This is a genomic window from Stenotrophomonas sp. GD04054 (assembly GCF_029836955.1).
Lineage (GTDB): Bacteria > Pseudomonadota > Gammaproteobacteria > Xanthomonadales > Xanthomonadaceae > Stenotrophomonas > Stenotrophomonas maltophilia_A.
Genome location: NZ_JAOECR010000012.1, coordinates 55141 through 75739, shown reverse-complemented (window position 1 = coordinate 75739; position 20599 = coordinate 55141). Strand labels below are relative to the sequence as shown.

21 protein-coding genes are annotated in these 20599 nt (G+C 63.7%); 11 read left to right on the top strand and 10 right to left on the bottom strand.

Going from position 1 to position 20599, the window contains the following annotated elements; all coding sequences use genetic code 11:
• The first annotated feature begins 634 nt into the window (after nt 1-634).
• Nucleotides 635-949: a DUF736 domain-containing protein gene (locus tag N7573_RS08300; RefSeq protein WP_001273857.1), complete on the top strand. Its 315-nt coding sequence runs from the start codon at nt 635-637 to the stop codon at nt 947-949.
• A gap of 312 nt (nt 950-1261) precedes the next feature.
• On the opposite strand, the gene N7573_RS08295 is transcribed toward N7573_RS08300, so the two are convergent.
• Nucleotides 1262-1555: a helix-turn-helix transcriptional regulator gene (locus tag N7573_RS08295; protein WP_006379425.1), complete on the bottom strand. Its 294-nt coding sequence runs from the start codon at nt 1553-1555 to the stop codon at nt 1262-1264.
• Nucleotides 1556-1842: 287 nt separating this feature from the next.
• Between N7573_RS08295 and N7573_RS08290 the strand changes: the two genes are divergently transcribed.
• The 9 genes from N7573_RS08290 to N7573_RS08250 all read left to right on the top strand — a co-directional run bounded on the left by N7573_RS08290 (nt 1843) and on the right by N7573_RS08250 (nt 9301).
• On the top strand, nt 1843-2190 hold the full coding sequence (locus N7573_RS08290; RefSeq protein WP_016487838.1) for a DUF2958 domain-containing protein: 348 nt from the start codon (nt 1843-1845) through the stop codon (nt 2188-2190).
• A 342-nt stretch (nt 2191-2532) separates the two neighbouring features.
• Nucleotides 2533-3303: a DUF2285 domain-containing protein gene (locus tag N7573_RS08285; protein ID WP_003092318.1), complete on the top strand. Its 771-nt coding sequence runs from the start codon at nt 2533-2535 to the stop codon at nt 3301-3303.
• A gap of 111 nt (nt 3304-3414) precedes the next feature.
• Nucleotides 3415-3699: a helix-turn-helix domain-containing protein gene (locus N7573_RS08280; RefSeq protein WP_001247107.1), complete on the top strand. Its 285-nt coding sequence runs from the start codon at nt 3415-3417 to the stop codon at nt 3697-3699.
• A 26-nt stretch (nt 3700-3725) separates the two neighbouring features.
• The gene (locus tag N7573_RS08275) at nt 3726-4571 is read left to right on the top strand and encodes a replication initiator protein A (RefSeq protein ID WP_022652188.1); all 846 of its coding nucleotides are present in this window, start codon (nt 3726-3728) and stop codon (nt 4569-4571) included.
• 241 nt (nt 4572-4812) lie between these two features.
• A complete protein-coding gene (gene parA, locus N7573_RS08270; RefSeq protein ID WP_003092312.1) occupies nt 4813-5451 on the top strand; it encodes a ParA family partition ATPase in 639 nt (212 codons plus the stop codon).
• Nucleotides 5448-5711 carry a hypothetical protein gene (locus N7573_RS08265; protein ID WP_000147048.1) on the top strand — a complete coding sequence of 88 codons (264 nt, stop codon included), beginning with the start codon at nt 5448-5450 and terminating at the stop codon, nt 5709-5711. The genes parA and N7573_RS08265 overlap by 4 nt, the downstream gene beginning before the upstream one ends.
• Nucleotides 5708-6265, top strand: a complete 558-nt coding sequence (locus N7573_RS08260; protein ID WP_023093372.1) for a DUF2840 domain-containing protein — start codon at nt 5708-5710, stop codon at nt 6263-6265. The genes N7573_RS08265 and N7573_RS08260 overlap by 4 nt, the downstream gene beginning before the upstream one ends.
• Nucleotides 6262-6849 (top strand): S26 family signal peptidase, encoded by a 588-nt coding sequence (locus tag N7573_RS08255; protein WP_003092304.1) that lies wholly within the window; start codon nt 6262-6264, stop codon nt 6847-6849. The genes N7573_RS08260 and N7573_RS08255 overlap by 4 nt, the downstream gene beginning before the upstream one ends.
• 448 nt (nt 6850-7297) lie before the next feature.
• The gene (locus tag N7573_RS08250) at nt 7298-9301 is read left to right on the top strand and encodes a relaxase/mobilization nuclease and DUF3363 domain-containing protein (protein WP_000132148.1); all 2004 of its coding nucleotides are present in this window, start codon (nt 7298-7300) and stop codon (nt 9299-9301) included.
• 66 nt (nt 9302-9367) lie between these two features.
• Here N7573_RS08250 and N7573_RS08245 read toward each other — a convergent pair whose 3' ends face one another.
• The 9 genes from N7573_RS08245 to N7573_RS08205 all read right to left on the bottom strand — a co-directional run bounded on the left by N7573_RS08245 (nt 9368) and on the right by N7573_RS08205 (nt 19050).
• Nucleotides 9368-9967, bottom strand: a complete 600-nt coding sequence (locus N7573_RS08245) for an ABC-type transport auxiliary lipoprotein family protein (RefSeq protein WP_003124411.1) — start codon at nt 9965-9967, stop codon at nt 9368-9370.
• A 92-nt stretch (nt 9968-10059) separates the two neighbouring features.
• Entirely contained in the window at nt 10060-10989 is a 930-nt protein-coding gene (locus N7573_RS08240; RefSeq protein ID WP_000433686.1) for an MlaD family protein, read from the bottom strand.
• Nucleotides 10990-11080: 91 nt separating this feature from the next.
• The gene (locus tag N7573_RS08235) at nt 11081-11902 is read right to left on the bottom strand and encodes an ATP-binding cassette domain-containing protein (protein WP_023093371.1); all 822 of its coding nucleotides are present in this window, start codon (nt 11900-11902) and stop codon (nt 11081-11083) included.
• Nucleotides 11899-13056: an ABC transporter permease gene (locus N7573_RS08230; RefSeq protein ID WP_000063629.1), complete on the bottom strand. Its 1158-nt coding sequence runs from the start codon at nt 13054-13056 to the stop codon at nt 11899-11901. The genes N7573_RS08235 and N7573_RS08230 overlap by 4 nt, the downstream gene beginning before the upstream one ends.
• Nucleotides 13053-13673, bottom strand: coding sequence for a DUF3313 family protein (locus tag N7573_RS08225; RefSeq protein WP_000837791.1), 621 nt, complete (start codon nt 13671-13673; stop codon nt 13053-13055). Before N7573_RS08225 ends, N7573_RS08230 begins: the two co-directional genes overlap by 4 nt.
• Nucleotides 13674-13688: 15 nt before the next feature.
• The gene (locus N7573_RS08220) at nt 13689-14036 is read right to left on the bottom strand and encodes an SMR family transporter (protein WP_038421338.1); all 348 of its coding nucleotides are present in this window, start codon (nt 14034-14036) and stop codon (nt 13689-13691) included.
• Nucleotides 14037-14116: 80 nt separating this feature from the next.
• Nucleotides 14117-17221: an efflux RND transporter permease subunit gene (locus N7573_RS08215; RefSeq protein ID WP_003092293.1), complete on the bottom strand. Its 3105-nt coding sequence runs from the start codon at nt 17219-17221 to the stop codon at nt 14117-14119.
• A 24-nt stretch (nt 17222-17245) separates the two neighbouring features.
• Nucleotides 17246-18277 carry an efflux RND transporter periplasmic adaptor subunit gene (locus N7573_RS08210; RefSeq protein WP_225984323.1) on the bottom strand — a complete coding sequence of 344 codons (1032 nt, stop codon included), beginning with the start codon at nt 18275-18277 and terminating at the stop codon, nt 17246-17248.
• Between the two features lie 131 nt (nt 18278-18408).
• The gene (locus N7573_RS08205; RefSeq protein ID WP_070558827.1) at nt 18409-19050 is read right to left on the bottom strand and encodes a TetR/AcrR family transcriptional regulator; all 642 of its coding nucleotides are present in this window, start codon (nt 19048-19050) and stop codon (nt 18409-18411) included.
• 100 nt (nt 19051-19150) lie between these two features.
• On the opposite strand from N7573_RS08205, the gene N7573_RS08200 reads away from it, so the two are divergent.
• Nucleotides 19151-20554, top strand: a complete 1404-nt coding sequence (locus tag N7573_RS08200; RefSeq protein WP_000078291.1) for a TolC family protein — start codon at nt 19151-19153, stop codon at nt 20552-20554.
• The last annotated feature ends 45 nt before the right edge of the window (nt 20555-20599 follow it).

Sequence of the window (20599 nt, the reverse complement as noted above, 5' to 3'; positions counted from 1 at the left end):
ACAAGGGCGCTCGTGCGCGAAATCCACGAAGCCAGCAAGTGTGGCGGCGCATCGCGCCGCCAACGATTCGACCGAGCCCCGCCGCAATGGGCGGGGCTGGTGTGGCTACGCCCCGGCTTGCTGCGGCAGGTTGCACGAAAGCGTGCCGTCCCCGACGCTGGCGGTTCGTTGTCTGTACGTCACGAAAGACGGTTCACCGACACGCCGCCCAGCCTCGCTTCTATGGAGCTTCCACACCACGCCTCAGTATGTGGCCGTGAGCTGCGGCAGGGGCGCTCTGGCCTTGTCGTCGGGGCATTGACCTGGCCCGCGTCAGGGCGCAAGCCGGTGCAGCCGTCACGCGGGGATGCCGAGTTGGCCACGTCTCCATTCGGGAGCGGGCGGCCTGTGCGTCCTTGTCTTGTTGTGAATCCTGGCGGTGGCGCGGCTGCGCCTTGTGCTTGATGGCCGCAACCTTGCAGCGAAAACAATTTCCCCTGCGCTGCGCGCATTCCTCGCGGGACAAATTCTTTTCGCTTCCAGGTTCTCCACGTTGTTGCGACCGCTGTGCGGTGCGACCAGCCCATCCCCCGCCGGCCGGATCACAACAAGGACGCACTGGCGCGACCTTGTTCAACCCGAAAGGAGAAACATCATGGCTAACATCGGCACCTTCACCGCAGAGAAAGACGGCTTCACCGGCACGCTTCGCACCCTGACGCTCAACGTCAAGGTCAAGCTGGTTCCCAACGACAAGGGCGACACCGAGAACGCCCCCGACTTCCACCTGCAAGCGGCTGGCCACGAAGTCGGCGCAGCGTGGAAGAAGACCAGCGAGGCCGGGCGGGAATACCTGTCCGTATCCATCGACGACCCTTCGTTCCCGGCGACGGTCTATGCCCGCCTGATCGAGAACGAGGACGGCACGCACGACCTGATCTGGTCGCGCAACAAGCCGAAGGCGGCCTGACAGCCGCTTACCGCGTCCCGCCCACTGCGGCGGGGCGCGATGCTGCTGATCGCAGCACCGCACGCGCAGGATTTCTGCTGCTGCCGCGTGCTGGATACGCCCGTCACGGCGGGCCTGCATGCGTGCCTTGTGGCTCGCAATCCGTGTCAACGAGCGGTGTGTGGCGTGTCGGCGCTGTAAGCGCCGCCGGGCTTTCGGGCTTCGCCCCGTGCCGGCAAGCCGTCACGGCCATCCGGCTTCAATCCCTCACGCCTTCGCGCCTGCGGCGCTGCGCGCTCCGCTTGCTGCAATTCAGTACCACACGCCAACGCGCTAAGGCGTGTCGGGCTCTTCCAATATCGCCCTGAGTTCCTGGCGCACCTGTGCCAGCAATTCATCAGCTTCGCGGGTGCTGTCACCGGCATAAGCCAATGTGAGCAGCGTGAGCGGATGCACTTCCATGACCTCGCACAGATCGGCCAGCTTCTGGATGGTTGGGCTTTTCAGGTCGCGCTCCAGCGTGCTCATGTAGGTGCGACTGGACACGTTGGAGAACGCTTCCTGGCTCAAACCACGCGCCTTCCTTACCGTCCGAATCGCCGCTGCCAATGAGTTCTTCGCTGCCACCTATGGTTTCCCCAAAAAACCAAGATGACAGCCCATTGCGCCCTATAGGACTACAATCTATAGTGTTCATTTGGTGGTGATGTTTTCCTTTTCCGTGCTTTTACGGAGATCCGCATCTGCGGATTTCCTCAGACCCAGGGAACCGCATCCGTGTCTTTCCTGACTTCCACCAATACGCCTTCGTGCCTCTCCGCTTTTGCGGCTTCGTGCGCTTGCGCATACGTGCATCCGTCCGCAGGCACAGATGCGCCTCGGCGATTGCGTGTGTTCGTGGAAGGGGCGCGGCCTTGACCACGCTTGTCACCGAGGAAGACCGGGTGCACCTACTGGCCCACGGCCTCACCCGCGCCGCAGGCCAGGAATGTGACCCGCTGCCCGTGGTGCGCCTGTTCACACCGGACGCACATGCGACCTGGCTATTGGCCGCGCTCGATCCGACCGATGGCGATACGGCCTACGGCCTGATCGACCTCGGGATCGGGATGCCTGCCCTGGCGACGGTGAAGCTGTCCGATCTGGCGTCCATCGTCGGGCCGCTCAAGCAGCCCGTGATACGAGATCGGTATTTCCAGCCGACGCGGCCGCTGTCGGAATACGTTCGACTGGCTCAGGAAAACGGTTCGATCACCGATTGACGCATTCCAGCGCGACCAGGCAAAAAGTATCGCATTGTGACTATTTCGGTCTTAGCCAAGACCTGGCAAGTCTTGATCCGCATGCTTGCACCAGGGTGGTGCGCTCCTGACCAAAACAGTCATGATGCCAGGCGCGAGATTCGGCACGGTGTTCAATGCTGCACCCCATTTCCGGGCGGTGCAGTCGTCGCATTTAGACGATTTCGGCAATGCACTGGAGCGAATCTGTCTTGACACCAGCAGTTAAAGCGTAACCCGAGTTTGATGACCACTTGATGGCGATTCGATAGCTCCCGCACAGCGGAATTGTGGCGACGTTCCCAGAAACAGGGAGGTTTCGCCATGACTGACCGCAGCAGCCAACACTGGTATCCCACGGCCGCGTATCTCTACACGCTGCACCTCGATGGCCCAGCGCTGGCTTGGGAGTATTTGCGCAGGAATCCAAGCTACCGGCGCGACTGGCTACGCCGGCGTCGCAAGCCTGATGCGGCGCAGGCCTGGGGCCTGCGCCTGCTGGAAGATCCCGGCCTGGATGCGCGCGACGCACATCCTGCTTGGTTCCCCGATCACGATGCCGTGGTGCAGCTATACCCCGACGCCGACCCACCACCCGATGCGCATACCTTCGAGTTCTGGCGCATTCCTGGGCGCAAGCAACTGACCCACGACGGCAAGCGCCTGGTGCTCGTATCGCATTGGCCAGGCTGCTGCGTTCGGCTGGCACTCGCACCCGACCTGGAAGATGGTTCGGCCTATCTCTACGCCACACGCGCCTGCGCCACGCCCTGTGCGCGCTACCGCACGCTCGCTGCGAAGCTGGATGCGCTATCTGCCGCAACCGTGGCCACGCCTGTGGCAACAGCCCGCTCCCGCCCCACGCCCGCCGCGCTGCTGGAACTGCATACCTTGCAAGCGCTCGACGCGACCCTCGCGGGAGCCTCCTTGCGCGAGGTGGGCGAAGGTCTGTTCGGCGCGGATGCCGTCGCGGCCGACTGGCACAAAGACAGTGCATTGCGTGCCCGCGTACGGCGGCTGGTACGCCGCGGCGATGAGCTGATGCACGGCGGCTACCGCCGACTAGCGCAGCTTCCAATGTTCCCGTCGCATTAGGGGGGACGTTTCTCGACCCGTGCGAATCGTCCCTTAGCAAGAAGCCTTGCTTTCTTGAGAGTGCCTCTATCCGGCCGCGTGGTGTGGCCGGGCTTGATGGAGGTACATCCCATGCGACCTGCTCCCTCGCGGCCTGCCGCCGCTGCCGTCACTGCGACCTCGCAGCCTCAACGCTACCTGACAAACGACGAAGCCGCCGACTACCTGCGGCTGTCGCCGCGCACGCTGGAGAAGCAGCGGGTGATCGGCGGCGGCCCCAAGTTCCGCAAGTTCGGCCGCCGCGTCATGTACGCGGTGTCCGACCTCGATGCCTGGGCCGACCAGCGCAGCTACGAGGCCACGTCCGATCCCGAATACGCCGAGCGCCACGCGGGCGACTACCGTGATGGCCGCTGATCGTCGGCGCGTGGGTGGCCTTCGCCATGTCCAGCCCGCCAGGGCAAGCCTTGCCGCAGCGCGAACAGCTCGATCTGTTCCGCGCGCTGCCGGGCGACATGGCGCCACGCGATTCCCAGGACTTGATGGCCTTTCCGTTCTTCTCGCTTGCCAAGTCGCGGCGCACGGCGCCGATCGACTTCCGCAGCGGGAACGTCACCATTCGCGTGGAAGGCACGCAGGAGCACGGCATCGCAACGATATGGGATGCCGACGTGCTGATATGGGCCGCCTCGCAGATCGTGGAGGCGCGCGACGCGGGCCTGCGCCCGTCGCGCTGGATACGCGCCACGCCTTACGAGATTTTGCGCTTCATCGGGCGCGGCACGTCCCTCAACGACTACCAGCGCCTGAAGGCCGCCCTCGACCGGCTGCAATCGACCACGGTGGCCACGTCCATCCGCGAAACCACGGGAAGGCGCTTGCATCGCTTCTCGTGGATCAACGAGTGGAAGGAACTCGCCGACGCCAGCGGCACCCCGCTGGGCATCGAGCTGATCTTGCCGGACTGGTTCTATGCCGGCGTGCTCGACGCCGCCCTGGTGCTGACCATCGACCCGGCCTATTTCCGCTTGAAGGGCGGTATCGAACGCTGGCTGTACCGCCTGGTGCGCAAGCATGGCGGGCGGCAGGAGCACGGCTGGCAATTCGACTTCCGACACCTGTACCGCAAATCCGGCAGCGCGGCCCGCTTCTCGGACTTCGCCTACGACGTGCGCGCCCTGGTGGCGCGGCAGTCGTTGCCCGGCTACGTCCTCGGCATCGAGCGGATGCCGGACGACAACACCGAGCTGCTGACCTTCCGGCCCGTGCCGCACGCGGCACGGGGATAACTGCGGGAGAACCTGTGGACGGCCTCGTGCTATCAGGAGTACCGGGTATCGTGCTATCAGGAGTACGACCCTCGTGCTATCAGGAGTACGAAAACGCCGGAAAGCCAACAACGGCGCGGGTTTGCGTTCCCTCTAACTTACCTAACAAGAAATACATAACTTTTAGTAGAAGCGCGCCGTTTCGGTGGACAACCACGAAACGGCACGGCCAGGCCGGCTTTCCAGCTCGGAGGGCCGCGCCATGATCTTCGCGTTTCTCAACCAGAAAGGCGGCGTCGGCAAGACCACGCTCGCCACGCACATCGCCGGCGAACTGGCGATGCGCGGCCTGCATGTCATCCTGCTGGATGCCGACCCGCAGGGGTCATCGCTCGACTGGACGCAGCGGCGTAGCCAGCAGGGCCTGCCCCGTCTGTTCAGCGCCGTGGGCCTTGCCCGCGAAACGCTGCATCAGGAAGCGCCAGAACTCGCCAGGCGGGCCGATCACATCATCATCGACGGCCCGCCGCGCATCGCCGCCCTCGCGCGTTCCGCGCTGCTGGCGGCCGAGCGCGTGCTGATCCCCGTGCAGCCCAGCCCCTACGACGTATGGGCTTCTGCCGAGATGGTCGCACTGATCCGCGAAGCACAGGTGTTCCGGCCAGCGCTGCGCGCGGCCTTCGTCATCAACCGGCGCGTCAGCACCACCATCATCGGCAGGGAGGCACGGCAATCGCTGGCCGAACAGCCGCTGCCCGCGCTGCGCTCGGAGATCCACCAGCGCATCGTCTTTGCCGACAGCGTAGCCGCTGGCCGGCTCGCCCGCGAAACCGCGCCCGACAGCGCCGCTGCCCGCGAGATCGCCGCGCTCACCGACGAACTGCTGCGGTGGCCGACATGACTGGGAAGCCACCACCACGCAGCAAGCGCGTCGGCATCGGTGCGCGTCCCCCAGCGAATCCGCACGCCGAAGCGTGGATTCGCCAGGGCGACGCAGATGCCGTGCAGAAAGGCGACCTCTACACCGCTCGACTGACGCTCGACATCACGCCCGCCATGCGGGCGCGCATCAAGGTGTCGGCCTTCACGCGAGGCGTGACCGTAGCCGAACTGCTGCGCGACCTGCTGGAGCGGGAGTTTCCCCCGGAGGGCACGCCGTGAACGCATCCGCTTCGACCGCCCACACCCCCAAAGCAAGTGCGCCCACGGCTGCGCCGCCGCCGGCGCCTTCGACACTCGCCGGCCAGGCCGGCAACGTGCCGCTGACGCGCGTGGCGCTGGCCTACATCGAACCGCGCTTCAAGCTCTACCTGCGCTTCGGCGAACCGGCGCGCACGCTCCAGCTCGACCGCTGGCGGCGCTGCGCCGTGTTCCTGCCGAACGCGGTTCTGTGCCGCATCCGTTGGCAGGCCAACGACTACGGCACGATCCGCTGGCAGCTCATGGTGATGCAGACCGCCACGCCGCTGGACGCCGTGCAGCGCATCCCCGGCGTGCAGCCGGGCGCGCGTCTGCTGCTGCACGCCGAAGGCGATGCCAACGTGCGCGCCGTGCTGGAACGCATCGACGGCATCGAGGCGCTGGGCATCGCAGCCGCAGACACATCGCCCGCGTACTGGCGCACGCTCGCGAACCGGCTCGCAGCGCGCTCGGCGCTACCCACATACACCGCAGAACGGCACGCCGCCTGGCTGGCCGGGAGGGCATTGCCATGACCACGATTTCCACGACCGGCCCCGTGCCGCATCCTCGCTCGCGCCTGCGCGCTCGCCTCGTGCTGGCAGGCTTCGCCACCGTCGGCCTCGCTGCGCTGGCCTGGGCGGCGTTCGTGCAGCCCCTGCCGCGAATGGCCTACAACCCGTCCGACAGCGTGGCGGTCGGTTGGTATCGCATCGAACCGTTCGACCCGCGCACCGCCTCGCGGCCACGTCCGCTGTCCGTGGACAGCATCGTGCTGATGCCGCTGCCCGACAGGGCCGCCATGCTGGCTGCGCAGCGCGGCTACCTGCCGACCCGCGTTCCGCTGCTCAAACGTGTGGGCGCAGTCGCGCCACAACACGTTTGCATCGTCGCCGGCCAGGTTCGCATCGACGGCGTGCCGGTGGCCGCCGCCCTGCCTGCCGACCGGCTGGGCCGGCCGCTGCCATCCTTGCAGCTTTGCCGCCGTCTCCAACCGGGCGAACTGTTCCTGTTGAGCGCGACCAACCCGGCGTCGTTCGACAGCCGCTATTTCGGGCCGGTCAGCGCGTTCGCCGTGATCGGCGTTGCGCATCCGATCTGGCTGGAGACACGTCCATGATGGCCGCCGATTCGCTGCACTTTGCCGCGCCTCTCATCGTGCCATCGGGCATGTCGTTCTACTGTTCGTCGCCGTGTCGTCGCGCGTGCAGTGCGGGTGCATTCGCACCGCACTTCGCGCTGCCTTCGGCGCAGCCGCCCAACGTGCAGGCGTCTTGCCTCGAACGCGCCTGGCCTGCGGCCATTGGCGTGTTCGCCGGCGGGCTGGCTGCTCGTGCAGCAGCGCCGCCGGGCCGCCGATGCCCGGAGCGGGAGCGAGGGGCAAAGGCGGAAGGCAAGACAAAAGGGTTCGGCACTCTGCCGCCCGCAAAGCCAGTCTGCACGTGGGGGTGGCGCGGCACGGCGCGGCTTCGCCGCCGTGCCGCGTGGGGCGCGAGGCACGCGCCGATGCAGGCATGTCCGCGTGCTTCGCACGCTCGGACACGCCGGAGCTTGCAGGGAGCACAGCCATGACCGACCGCGGCGACCATGATTTCTGGGTGCGCCCTGGCGCGCCGAAGAACCGAGGCAAAGGCCAGGGCCAGAGCTTCGTTTCCAAGGTGCTCAAGCAGGCTGGCAAGGCCAGCGGCGGCAAGTCGGCGGTGCGCCGTCCTACCGCTGGCGGGAGCGGCCAGCACGCCGGCCAGCGGCCCGGCTCACGGCTTGGACGCGGCCATACGGCGGCGCGCTTCGCAGGCGCAAAGCTGACCCCTATGTCACGGCGCGTGACCATCAAGACGCTGCTGGTCAACCAGCGCAACGCCAGTCCGCAGTCGCTCGCCAAGCACCTGCGCTACATCGAGCGCGACGGTGCCGGCCGGAACGGCGAGCCGGGCCGTGCCTACGGGCCGCAGACCGACGAAGCCGACCTCGATGCCTTCAAGGAACGCTGCCAGGACGACCGACATCATTTCCGCTTCATCGTCTCACCTGAAGACAGTGCGGAGCTGGACGACCTGCGCACCTACACCCGGCACCTGATGAACCGGATGGAGGCCGACCTGGGGACGCGGCTGGATTGGGTGGCGGTCGATCACTGGAACACCGACAACCCGCACACGCACCTGATCGTGCGCGGACGCGACGATACCGGCAAAGACCTCATCATCGCGGGCGACTACATCGCCCACGGCTTCCGCCATCGCGCCGCCGAGCTGGCGACGGAATGGCTGGGGCCGCGCACCGAACTGGAGATCCAGCAGACCTTGCAGCGCGAGGTGGAGCAAGAGCGGTGGACGAGCCTCGACCGCACGTTGCAGCGCGAGGCCGGCGAGGATGGCCGGGTGCAGATCGAACGCTTCAACGAACCCCGGCTGCAACGCCAGCGCCTGCTGCTGATCGGCCGCCTGCAACACTTGCAGCGCCTGGGCCTGGCCGACGAGGTGCAGCCCGGCACCTGGGCCGTCCATGCGGACGCGGAGAAGACCTTGCGTGCCCTGGGCGAGCGTGGCGACATCATCCGAACGATGCAGCGGGCCATGAGCGGCAAGCCTCGCGAGCTGGCGGTGTTCGAGCCGGGCGACGACGGCCGCACTATCGTCGGTCGCGTGGCTGCTAAGGGTCTGGCCGACGAGCTGCACGACCGCGGCTATCTGGTCATCGACGGGTTGGACGGCAAAGCCCACTACGTCGCGTTGGACGCCCGCGACGAGCTGGCGAACTATCCCATCGGCGCGGTGGTGGAGGTACGCGGTTCCGCCGAGGTGCGGGCGGCCGACAAGAACATCGCCACGCTGGCGAGCAATGGCCTGTACCGCACCGATCACCACCTGGCGATCGAGCAAGGCCGAGCCAAGCCCGGCCGCGACCCGCAAGAGGCTGTGGCGGCCCATATCCGCCGGCTGGAAGCCCTACGGCGGGCCGGCATCGTGGAGCGCGTGGCCGAGGGGTTATGGAAGGTGCCGGACGACTTGGCCGAGCGTGGCCGCCAGTACGACGCGCAGCGGCTGGGCGGCGTGGCGGTCGAACTGAAATCGCATCTGCCGATTGAACGGCAGGCCCGCGTCATCGGCGCGACCTGGCTGGATCAGCAGTTGATCGGCGGCGGCAAGGGACTGGGCGACCTGGGCTTTGGCGGCGATGCTAGGCAAGCCTTGCAGCAGCGCGCCGACTTCCTCGAAGAACAGGGGCTGGCCCAGCGGCGCGGGCAGCGGCTGATTCTCTCCCGGAATCTGCTGGAAACGCTGCGCAATCGGGAGCTGGCGCAGGCCGCCCAGCACATTGCCGCCGATAGCGGATTGGAGCATCGGCACGTCACAGACGGGCAGCGCGTAGCCGGCATCTACCGGCGCTCGGTCATGCTCGCCAGCGGTCGCTATGCGCTGCTCGATGACGGCATGGGATTCAGTCTGGTGCCTTGGCGGCCGATAATCGAGCCACGACTGGGGCAGCAGATCGCCGCGACTGTACGCGGCGGCGGTGTGTCATGGGAGGTTGGACGGCAAAGAGGTCCTGGGATTGGATCGGGGCCGTAGGCTGTCGTACCGAGTTAAGGTGTCGAGCAGCGTTTTGGCCCTAGCTTCTGTGCTCCGTTAAGACGACTAGTCTGTGCTTATCGACGACGCTGTGGGTGCATGGTTGCTTGCCAATTCCGGTGCAACTCGCAAACGCGCTGCCCCGACCTGAACTGCCCATTCAACGATCTGCCCGGCCAATATATCCGTGGCGACACCGAACGCGCTCACCACATCGGCCTCTCGCTTGCTGCCTGTGGCTTGGATTGCTTCGAAGCGTCTACTGGCAATAGCAGTCCGTTTGGCCGGATCGACCAGTTGCACATCGAGCCGAACCGCGGCGATCGCTTCAGTGCCGCGGTATTCGAGCTGGAACGCCCGCAGCGTACTGCGCAACTCCATATCGGCGCTCATTGGGGTGCTATCGGTAATCACGGAAGTCGACCGCCCATCGCGCATGAAGGCTTCGACGATTCGGTCACGCAGCAGCACCGGTGCGGGGTCGGCCCAACGCACTCCTTGCCAAGCCGACAAGCGACCATCGGGCTGCGCAATGAACAGCCGCTCCGAATCCAGGACGCGACTACTCTCAGGGGCGTAGACGCGCAGCGCCCCGGGTCCCGGAACGGCGCGCGGCGTACTCTCCGCCTGGGCGATGTGATAGTCGGGCAATTTGTAGGTGACCATTGGAGCTGCTTTGGGAAGCACACTGCACGCGGACAAGCCGAGTACTAGCGTCATAGTCACGGCAGCGACGGGAATCATCCTGGCGGAAGTGTTCACGGCTTGGTTTCCTCAATGTTCTCTCCACCGAGCAGGTATTGCGCCGGATTGCGATCCAGTCGGCGCAGCACGGTGTTTAGATTGGCCAGCGCCTGCTGGAGTTCGTGCATGGCAGGACCTGTGGCGGCCAAGCCCTGGTTCAGCGATTCCTGATTGTTTTGCAGTAGCGTCTCAACCCTGAAAGCGGCGCGTTCGAGGGATGCCGTTGCATCACGCGTGTTCACCATGATTTGCTTACCATCGTTATTTAGTAGCAGGTTGGCATCGCGAAGAGTGCTATTTGCTTGGCGCACGGCAGCTGTCGATTCTCTGCTTGCTTCGGTCAGATTGCTGATTAACGTCGCGATCTCGGCCCTCTGGTCAGCGACCGCGCCCGTGGTCTGTTCAAGATTCACCAGACTGCGGTGCACAAGAGCCAAATTCTCCTTCGACAGTAACTCCTGCGTGCGCAGCAAGATGCCGTTGAGTGTCGTCATGCTGTTCCCCTCACCGGAGACCAGGGATGCCATCGCCGAACGTGGTGCGAGGATCAACGGTTCCTCGTCCTCTCTCCGATCCAGCAATGGCACGTTTGGCCCACCGTCGCTCAACTCGATCACCGCGTTGCCGGTAATTCCCGTGATGACCAATTCAGCGCGGGTATCCTGCCGGACCGGGATGGTGGCATTGATGCGTACGCGCGCTATCGCCCGCCTTGGGTCTCGCGGTGAAAGAGAAAGTGCAACGACTTCGCCAATCGTGATTCCGCTGTACTGAACCTGGCTGCCGGGCGTAAGCCCGGTCACTGGCTCATCGAACATAATCCGGTAATACTGGTAATCGTGGTCGGAACGTGTGTCGCTGAGCCAAAGCGCGAAGCCAATACCAATCGCACCGAGCAGCACGACGAACAGACCAATGAATACATGATGGGCACGTGGTTCCATGATCAGACCACCTCGTTCTCAGAGTTTAAATATTGCGTGCGCCCAGCCCAATGCGTGCGCGACGGAAGAATGATGCAGATGCGGAGGGGTTTCATGGCTGCGTCTCTTGGCTGGAAGCACCAGTGGCCTGTGCGGCCGCACGGCCACGGGGGCCGTGAAAGTATTCCTGTATCCACGGGTGCTTGAAGCGCTCGACTGCCTCGATGCCGTCGTTGATGAGTACCTTCTGGTTCGCCAGGACCGCGACACGGTCGCATATGGTGTACAGCGTATCGAGGTCGTGGGTTACCAGAAACACCGTGAGGCCCAGTGCATTGCGCAGGGTCAGAATCAATTGGTCGAAAGATGCAGCCCCGATTGGATCCAGTCCTGCGGTGGGTTCGTCAAGAAACAGGATGTTCGCATCAAGCGCCAAGGCTCTCGCCAGTGCTGCTCGTTTCACCATGCCTCCGGACAACGAGGCCGGATACTTGTCTCCCGCTCCGGCAGGCAACCCCACCAAGCCCAGCTTGCTTCTTGCCAAACGCTCGGCAAGAGGCCGCGCCAGACCGACATGCTCGATCAAAGGAAGAGCGACGTTCTCCAAGACGGTCAGCGATGAATACAACGCGCCCTTCTGGAACAGAATGCCGAACCTTCGCTCCATACGCGCGCGCGCAAGCCATTGGGCTCGCAGTAGGTCGCGCCCCCCGATACGGACCACGCCCGAATGCGGCTTCTGCAGCCCGACGACGCTACGCAAGAGCACGGATTTCCCGGTGCCTGACCCTCCCACCACGCCAAGGATTTCCCCGCGCCGCACGTCCAGGTCTAGGTCCTGATGGACCTGCTGGGTTCCAAACCTGTTGTCCAGGCCGCGCACTTCAATAGCGTGTCGCACACCGTTGTCGGTGTCTTGCTTCACCGCGCTCACCAGCCCATCTCCATGAAGAACAGTGCAGCGATGGCGTCTATCAGGATCACCATGAAGATTGATTGCACGACACTAGACGTCGTGTGGTCGCCTACCGACTCAGCGCTACCGGCGACCTTGAACCCTTCATGGCAGCCGATAGCGGCGATCATCACCGCGAAGAGCGGGGACTTGCTCATTCCGACAAGAAAATGGCGCACCTCGATTTTTTCCTGCACGATGGCAAGGAACTGTGCGGGAGGAATTTCCAAGCTCAGTGCGCATACGGTGGCGCCGCCCGCAATGCCAGCCAAGATGCCTACTAAGGTGAGCAGTGGCAAGGACACAAGAAGCGCCAGCACGCGTGGCAGCACCAGTAACTCGATGGGGTCGAGCGCGTTGGAGCGAAGCGCATCGATCTCTTCATTTGCCTTCATCGAACCGATTTGGGCGGTGTACGCGCTTGCGGTACGGCCTGCAATCAATATGGCCGGGAGCAGCACTCCGAACTCGCGCATGAACGAGAAGGCGACCAGATGCACCGAGAAGATGCTCGCACCGAAGTTGGCCAGCACCGTTGCTCCCAGGAACGCCACCACCATTCCTACCATGAAGCTCAGTAGCGCCACGATGGGAATGGCGTCCACCGCTGATCGCTGGATTTGAGCGATCACCGAGGTCGCGCGCCAGCGACGCGGGTGACGAACGGTACGGCTCCATGTTTCGATGATCTGGCCCACGAACCCGGCCAGACCAAGACACGCACGACAGCCCTGTTCCAAGGTCAGGCCTATGCGTCCCAGACCGCGGAGCAGAGGATTCCCGCTCACCGCTGCTTTCTCCGTCTTCTGCTGATCGGTAGCAGCGGCGGCCAGCGCTCTCATTAGGGCGAGGCGATCCGAGGACAGATTTGGAGCTGCCTCCGGCCGGTCGAGTATCGAGTCTGGCCCGAGAATTTCCACCAGCAGAGCCGCGCCGGCGGTGTCCAGTCTCTGGACTTGCGTCCAGTCGAGTAAGGGAGTGGCGTACCCCTCGGCATGACTGATGCGGGCGGCGGACACGGATTTTGCCAGACTGGCGTAGTGCTCTATCGTCCAGTCGCCACCCGCCAGCCATTTGTGATCACCGCCGACCATGGCATCCTGCCGGAGCCAAGCCTGTGAAGCGTTGCTCATGGCTGCGTGTCCCGCCAAGCGCTGTCGATGCGCTCGATGCAGTTCGTGATCGCCGCTTTGGCATGACCCAGCAATGTGTACGAACCGGCGAACTCTTTAATGACGTTGCCGCGCTCGAAGCAACTGGCGGCAGCAACCCGGCGTCCCGTCCTTAAATCGACTGCTTCGAACTCTAGGCTGGCACCACCCGTCGTCACGGGTCCAACCAGCAGGGTCGTCATTGCATTGACTGCCCGATTCGGTGTCTGCAGTTCGGTGACCGCTACACGCACCCGAACCTGTCCCGCGCCACCTGGGGGGGCGGGACTTTTGCCTTCCTGGCGTTTCAGTTCGCTCGTCACATGGTCTAGCACTTCGCGCTGCTGCGCGTCATCGAGCCCATCGATGCGACCCGAGGCGGTCTTGATCTGCGCTTCTTCCACCACGACAGCGGCATAACGCTTGGGCTCGAATCCCGCTGCGCGGTACATCAGTACGTTCTCGTATCGTGTCGGCGATAACTTCTCGTAGTCGCCGAGAAATCCGGAGCGCGTCATGCTGTTGGTCGCGCATCCAGAGAGCGCGCCTGCTACGCAAAAAAAGATGCCGCCGCGGATCAATGCAGTTTTGCTCTTCATAATGGGTCTCCTTGATCAAACGAAACTAAGACAGGCAATGCCTGCTGCGATGAGGGCGGTGCCAGACCAGCGCGTTACCGATGCGACATCGCCTAGTAGGAGGGCGCCGACGCCCAAGTTTCCAAGTAGCCCGATTCCTGCCCAGGCTGCAGAGGCCGCGCTGATCGGAATCCGCTTGAGCGCGAACCACAAAAGTGCGCCGCTGGCCGCCATGCACGTCACTGCCACACAGAGGCCGACCCAGCGCATCGGACCGCCCGCCGTGATGGCCCGCAGGCCCAGTGGATAGCCCGCTCCTAGAACCCCTGCGGCAATGACAATCGACCAGGATTTCCAGATCAGCGGATGGGTGCTGAATCGCATAAGCCTAGCGAGACATACGCATGAAGCGTGGGTGCATACGAATTCTGAGAATGCGCAGCACGCGGCGGCTCGCAAGAGACTCATGAGCGATCTCCATGCGCGGTGGCGACACTCAGGTTCCACGGCCCAATTCGCTTGATTCCAAACAGGACTTCGTAAAGCAGCGGAATCAAGCCCAACGTCACCAGCGTTCCGAGTGCCAGCCCACCGATCATCGCGATCGCCATCCCTTTCCATAATGGTCCGGAGAAGAGCATGAGTGGCACCAGTCCCGAAATGCAGGTGACCTTGGTCATCACGATTGGACGAAGCCGTTGTATCGCGGCCCCAACCAAGGCTTCATGGCGTGGCAGGCCTTCCGCTAGCCCCTGGTCGATGCGTTCCAGCAAGAGCACGGCGTTGTTGACAATGATCCCGAACAGGGCCAGTACGCCGAAGGTCGCCATGAAGCTGAAAGGTGTGCCGGTCAGCTTCAGAGCCAATACCACGCCGATAAGCGTGAAAGGGATCGTCGCGAGGATCACACCGAGCTTGCGGAAAGAATTGAACTGCCATACGAACAGCATCAGCATCGCCAGAAATGCGAGGGGCATGTAGGTCGACAGCGCGGCGTTCGATTCGGCGGCTTCCTCGATCTCGCCGCCAAGTTCAACCGAGTAGCCCGCGGGCAGGTCCAGGGCAGCGACGCTAGGCGCCAGGCGGTTGATGATCTCCTGGGCGGTGTAAGAGGTGTTCTGTCCTTGCACGGTGATCGTGCGGATGAGATTGCGCCGTTGGATGACCGAGGGCTCGCTCGCGAGCGATACGTCTGCGACCTGAGCCAGCGTCACCGCTGGACCGCCGTTGGTGGGATAGATGAGCGTCGCGCCTACGTCTGCCGTGCTGCGACGCTCGCTTACGATACTGCGCAGGACGATCGGGACGGAGGTGTCACCGTCGCGAATAACCGAGATCGATCTGCCGCTGTAGCGGACATCCAGCCCGCCAGCGATGTCTTCAGTCGTCACGCCCGCCCGACGCGCGCGGTCCTGGTCGACCCGTACGTCGATGCGGCCAACGCGCGTATCCCAATCGTTCTTGACGTTGATGGTGCCGGGCAGCTTGCGCAGCGCTGCTTCGATTTTGGACGCGGCCCCCAACAATACCTCCTCATCCGGACCGCTGACGCGATAAATGGCAGTCCCTGACTCGGTCGCACCGAGCGAGAAACGCTTGGGCTCGGCGCGCACGTCGCCATGTGCTTGCGCAAAGTAGCTGCGGGTGCGGGCGAGGACGGCGTCGATGTCGCTCTTCGGCTTCAATGTGACAACGAAGTACGCGATGTTCGATGCCGGCAGTGGTGGATTCAGGCTAAGGATGAAGCGCGGGCCACCATCGGCGACGTAGCCGATGTGATCGGAGACTTCTGGATTGATGTTCGTGTCGCCCAGCCAACCACTGATCTGCTTCACGCGGGCGAGCGTTTCGCGCGAGTCGGTACCGGGGGCGAGCTGCACCGGAATCTGGAACTGAAGCCGGTCGGACTTGGGCATGAAATCGTACGGCAGGGTGGTGAAGCCATACAGCGCAATGGCAAGCGCCGCGATCATCGACGCTACATAGACCGCCTTATGGTGGAGCACCCACTCCAGTACGCGCCGGTAGCCACGGTAGAAGCGGGTGTCATAGGCGTCGCCCTGCTCCTGCTTGTGATGGGGTTTGGCGAAGTGGTAGCACAATAGGGGCGTGACAGTCAGGCACAGCAGCCACGAAGCGAACAACGTCAGTGCCAGCACGACCACGAGATTGTGCAGATACTCGCTCGTGGCGTTCTGGCCAAAAAAGAACGGCGAGAACACGATCACGATCACGAGCGAGGACGTGAGCAGCGGAATGGCGAGCGTGCGGCCCGCCTCGAGGCAGGCATGCTTACGATCTTCGCCACCGGCCAGGCGGCGTTCGATGTCTTCGGCAATCACAATGCCGTTGTCCACCAACAAGCCGAGCGCAATGATGATGGCGCCCATCGAGACGTTCTGAAGCTCGATGTTCATCGCGCGCATGACGATGAGTGCACTGAGGATCGTCAACGGCACGATCATGCCCACGATGATCCCGGTGCGCCAACCGAGAAATAGCACGACGACACCGAGGACGACGATGATCGTCTCCATCATGACGTGGTTCATTTTGCCCATCTCGTGCTTGACGACATCGGCCTGGAAAGTGACGTATGACAGATCGAAACCCGCCGGCAGCAGCTTCTCCTGGTCTGCAACCCGTGCTTTGAGCGCTTTTCCGAACTGCTCCACGTTCTGACCGGAGGCCATCGAAACCGCCATGACGACAGCGGGCTGGCCTTTGTAGATGGCAGCAGATTCCGGCGGATCGGCTGGCCGCACACTCACCTGCGCCAGTTCACCCAATGCGATCGTCGGCACGGGCGCCGTACTACTTTGCGGTCGTGGCAGCGCGATCGGCATTGCTCGCAGGGAGGGAGCGTCACGCACTTCGCCACTGACCGCCAAGGTTGCATTGATGCCGCCGACAACAATTTGTCCACCCGAAGCGACGACGTTCTGTTTGACGAGTTGGTCGATCACCCCCTGTGGTGTCAGCTCCAATCGCGCGAGCCTAGGCCGATCGAATTCGAGATAGACGCGCTCTTCCTGCAGGCCGTAGAAAGTGATGCGCTCAATACCAGGCACGGTGTACAGGCGGTCGCGCATCTGCTTGAGCGCGACGCGCATCTCGCTCATGGAGTAACCTGGTGCAGTGACCGCAATCGAGGCAACCGCGACGCGGCCGAAGTCTTCGTCGACGAAAGGCCCCATCGTGCTCTGTGGTAAGGCATCCTTCGAATCGGCGACCTTGGCCCGGACGCGCTGCCAGATCGGTGCCAAGTCGGTGTAGCGGTCCCAGATCGTGACCTGGATCATGGCGCTGCCTGCGCGCACGGTGCTCGTCACGCGCTTGACCTCTGCCAGTTCGCGCAAGCGCTCCTCGATCGGCCGGGCAATGAGTTGCTCAACGCGTTCGGCGGGCAGCCCCGGGTTCAACGCCGTGACCATCGCATCGCGGACCGTGACAGTCGGCTCCTCCTGAGAAGGAAAATTCAGGAAGGTCGCGATGCCGGCGACGAAAATGATGAGCGCTACAAAGTAGGTAAGTCGACTGGCGCGCAGCGCCATCTCGGTGATCTTCATGATGAAGTAACCTGGTGGATCGCGTTAGCGCTTGGTCAATTGAGTGGTGGCTTCCAGTGGTGTCACTGGCTGTCCATCGGTGAGCCATCCTCCTCCGGCGGCAACCACCGTCTCGCCGGGCTTGAGTCCAGCGAGGACGCGCGCGCTGTCTCCTTCCTGTACCGGCGTGAAGCGCACCGCGCGACGGTGCACCTTCTTATCTTCAGGGGTGTAGACGAAGACGGAAGCCTCGCCCGGCTTCGTGCCGAGCACCAGCGAGGCATAAGGTATGGATACAGTCTCGGGCCGAGAGGTCTTGGAGGTTGCCGCAGGTGCGTCGAGCACGACCTGTACGGGAATACCTGGCCGAAGTGCGCGCGCTTGCGCGTTATCTTCAGGCACTAGCACCACGGGTAGGAGCGAGCCATTTTCGGCGCGCAGACCGACACGACGTACCACCGCTCGGATTGGTTGTTCGGCTCCGCTCCAGCTCAGTTCTGCGCGTTGGCCGACATCTATGTGAGGTGCCTGTGTAGTAGACGCGTTCGCGATGATCTCAGTGCCACTGCGCACGCCGTCGACCTGAAATACCGGCGCACCAGCAGCAATGTCGGTGAACGCCAAAGCCAGCTTTTCCGCCACGACACCATCGAAAGGAGCGACGATCATCGTGCCACGTTGTGCTCGTTCGGCCAGGCCAAGCGCCGCCTTGGCAGTGCGCGCTTGACCCTCTGCGACCGCTAGCTGCGCCTTCGCGCTCTCGAACGCAGCAGGGGAGATGACTTCGCTTTCGAGCAACCGGCGCTGTTGATCTGTCTGTACACGTCGATCCATCAGGCCGGCTTCGGCGGCCGCCAGGGATGCTTGCGCTTGTGTCACGCGAAGCCGGTCAGGTTGCGCATCAAGTTCTGCCAGGACTTGGCCGCGGGAGAACCGTTCACCCACGTCGACGTTCAACTTGGCGATCCGTCCTCCTGTTTCAAATCCTAGGATGCTGCGCTCGGTTGCTCGCGCCGAGCCAGTCAATTCGATGCGAGAGCTATGCGGGAGATCCGACTGCGCGGCGGCGAGCTTCACTGCGCGCGGAGGCTCGGATACGGTGGATTGCGAGTTTCCGCACCCTGAGAGCAGAGTCGAAATGGATAGTGTGCAAGCAACCGCCAAGGAGCGCGGTGCGCACGCGGTCATGACACCGCTACGGACGCGACTCATGTGCGTCCTTTTGCCGGGACAAGTTCGAGATGGCCCGAGGCGAGATCCTGGAGCGCCCGAAAGAAATGCCGCCGCTCTGCGGGTGCGAGTATTGGCAAACCCAGAAGATCGGCGAACAGGGCGCCATCCAATGCCAGCATGATGAGTGCCGCGGTCTCGGTGCCACGCGGGGATCGACGCACGCGTTCGTACTGCACGCGGTACCACTCGCGCAGTGGGTCGAGAAGTGTTGGATCTTCCGCAGCTGCCGCGAGCAGCGCTGCGCCCATCTTCTGCATCTCGTCGTCGGGCATCGCTTCCACCTGGCTCGACAGCCAGGGGTCCGGATCTCCGGCAAACCTGCGCTCGTGATTGGCTTGTACCGCGTCGAACGCCCGGATCATCTCGTCGATCAGTGTCACGAACAAATCGCGTTTGGTCTTGAAGTGATAGAGAAACGCCCCTTTGCTCAACCCGGCCCGCACAACGACGGCGTCCAGTGTCAAGCGACTGGCACTTTCCTCCAGCACCAGTTCGCGGGCGGCCTGCAGGATGCGGTCGCGAGTTCGCTGGGCTCCTTGCTGGAGGCCGGGCTGCGCATCGGCGCTGCTATGGGCAGTGGACGGGGGGGGCAACTTTGTTTTCGCGCGGGGCGGCATGGTCGTGCTCCAAAAAAGCTTGAGTCATATACAGTCCAGACGGTATAGTAGAAGCCATACAACAGTCCGTCAAGACTTTTTCGGAACGCAAGGAGCTGCCATGTCTCAAATTCTTGAACGCTATCGCCTCATTGCCATGATTTCTCCGCTACTGCTTCTTGCGGCCTGCAGCCATGCCCCGCACTCTGCCGATCCACCTCGCCTGGATGTACCGGCCCATTTCTCAAATGAAGAGGGAGGTGAAGGCATCTTGGACAAATCGTCCCGCCGTACTCTTCCCGTCGATTGGTGGACGGCCTACGGCGATCCGCACCTCAATGCCTTGGTCCGGGCGGCGCTGGAGCGCAATACCGAACTGACGATTGCGCGAGCGCGCGTGGACGAGGCATCGGCCGCCACGCGGCGAGCACGGGCCTCCCTGCTCCCCTCGTTGTCCGCGGGCACGCAGGCAACTCGAGGACGCGACTATTCAGAGAACGTTGCAATCGGCAATGATGGCCGCGCCACGTTGTCCGCATCGTGGGAGGCAGACCTGTCGGGACGGCTTTCGCAGGCAGCAGAAGGTGCGCGCCTGGATGCGGTGGCAGCCGAACAAGCGTGGGTTGCCACGCGGTGGCAGGTCGCGTTTGAAACAGTGTCGGCGGCTGTGCAGCAGCGCCAAGCCAGTGAGCTCGAAGCGCTAGCCGCGGCGCGGCTGGCATCCGCAGAACGACTCGTCTTGCTGATGCAACGGAAGTTCGAGGCCGGACAAGCTACCGGCTTCGACATCGAGCGTACCCGCGCCGGCGTCGTCGCACTGCGCGTGGAGCAAGAGCAACTGCGGCGTGCGCGCGGCGAGGCGACGCATGCACTCGATGTACTAGTGGGACAAACGCCCGGAGCGCCTGCAGCTTCCCCAACTCTTGCGTCGCTCGCCGTCCCGGACTGGACACCGACACGCATACCTGCGGACCTGCTGAGTGAGCGGCCCGACGTGCGCGCCGCCGAAGCGAAGTTCGCCGCCGAAACCGCGCGCTGGAACGCAGCCGAAGGCGAACGCTTCCCCAGGCTGGTGTTGGACCTGAGCGGCGGACGGCAGCGCGTAGAGAGTGTGGGAACCCGCATCACTGGAAACATTTTTTCACTTGGGGCCGGGGTGTCGTTGCCGATCTTCGATGGTGGCGCGATCCGTGCCGGCATCGAGACCGGAGAGGCGCGCAGCCGAGCTGCCCGTGCGGAGTTCGAGCGCACTTTGTTGAGTGCTTTGCAGGACGTAGAGAACGCATATCTCGGTTGGCATACGCAGCACGCAGCACTGGAGCATCAGGCCGAGGGTGTCGCAGTCGCGGAGCGTCAGCTCGATCGCAGCCGACGTCTGTTCGAGGCGGGACAAGTGGACGCCACGGTGGTGGCCGAGGCTGAGGCCGGGGTGCTGTCAGCGCAGGCTTCGCTGATCCGCACGCGGGCCGAGACAGCCATGCAATGGGGCGTCCTGGCAAAAGCATTATCCGGCTCTCCTGTTTGATCGCAGAAACATGCTGGAGCAGCTTGCGAAGGCTAGCTAAATAGC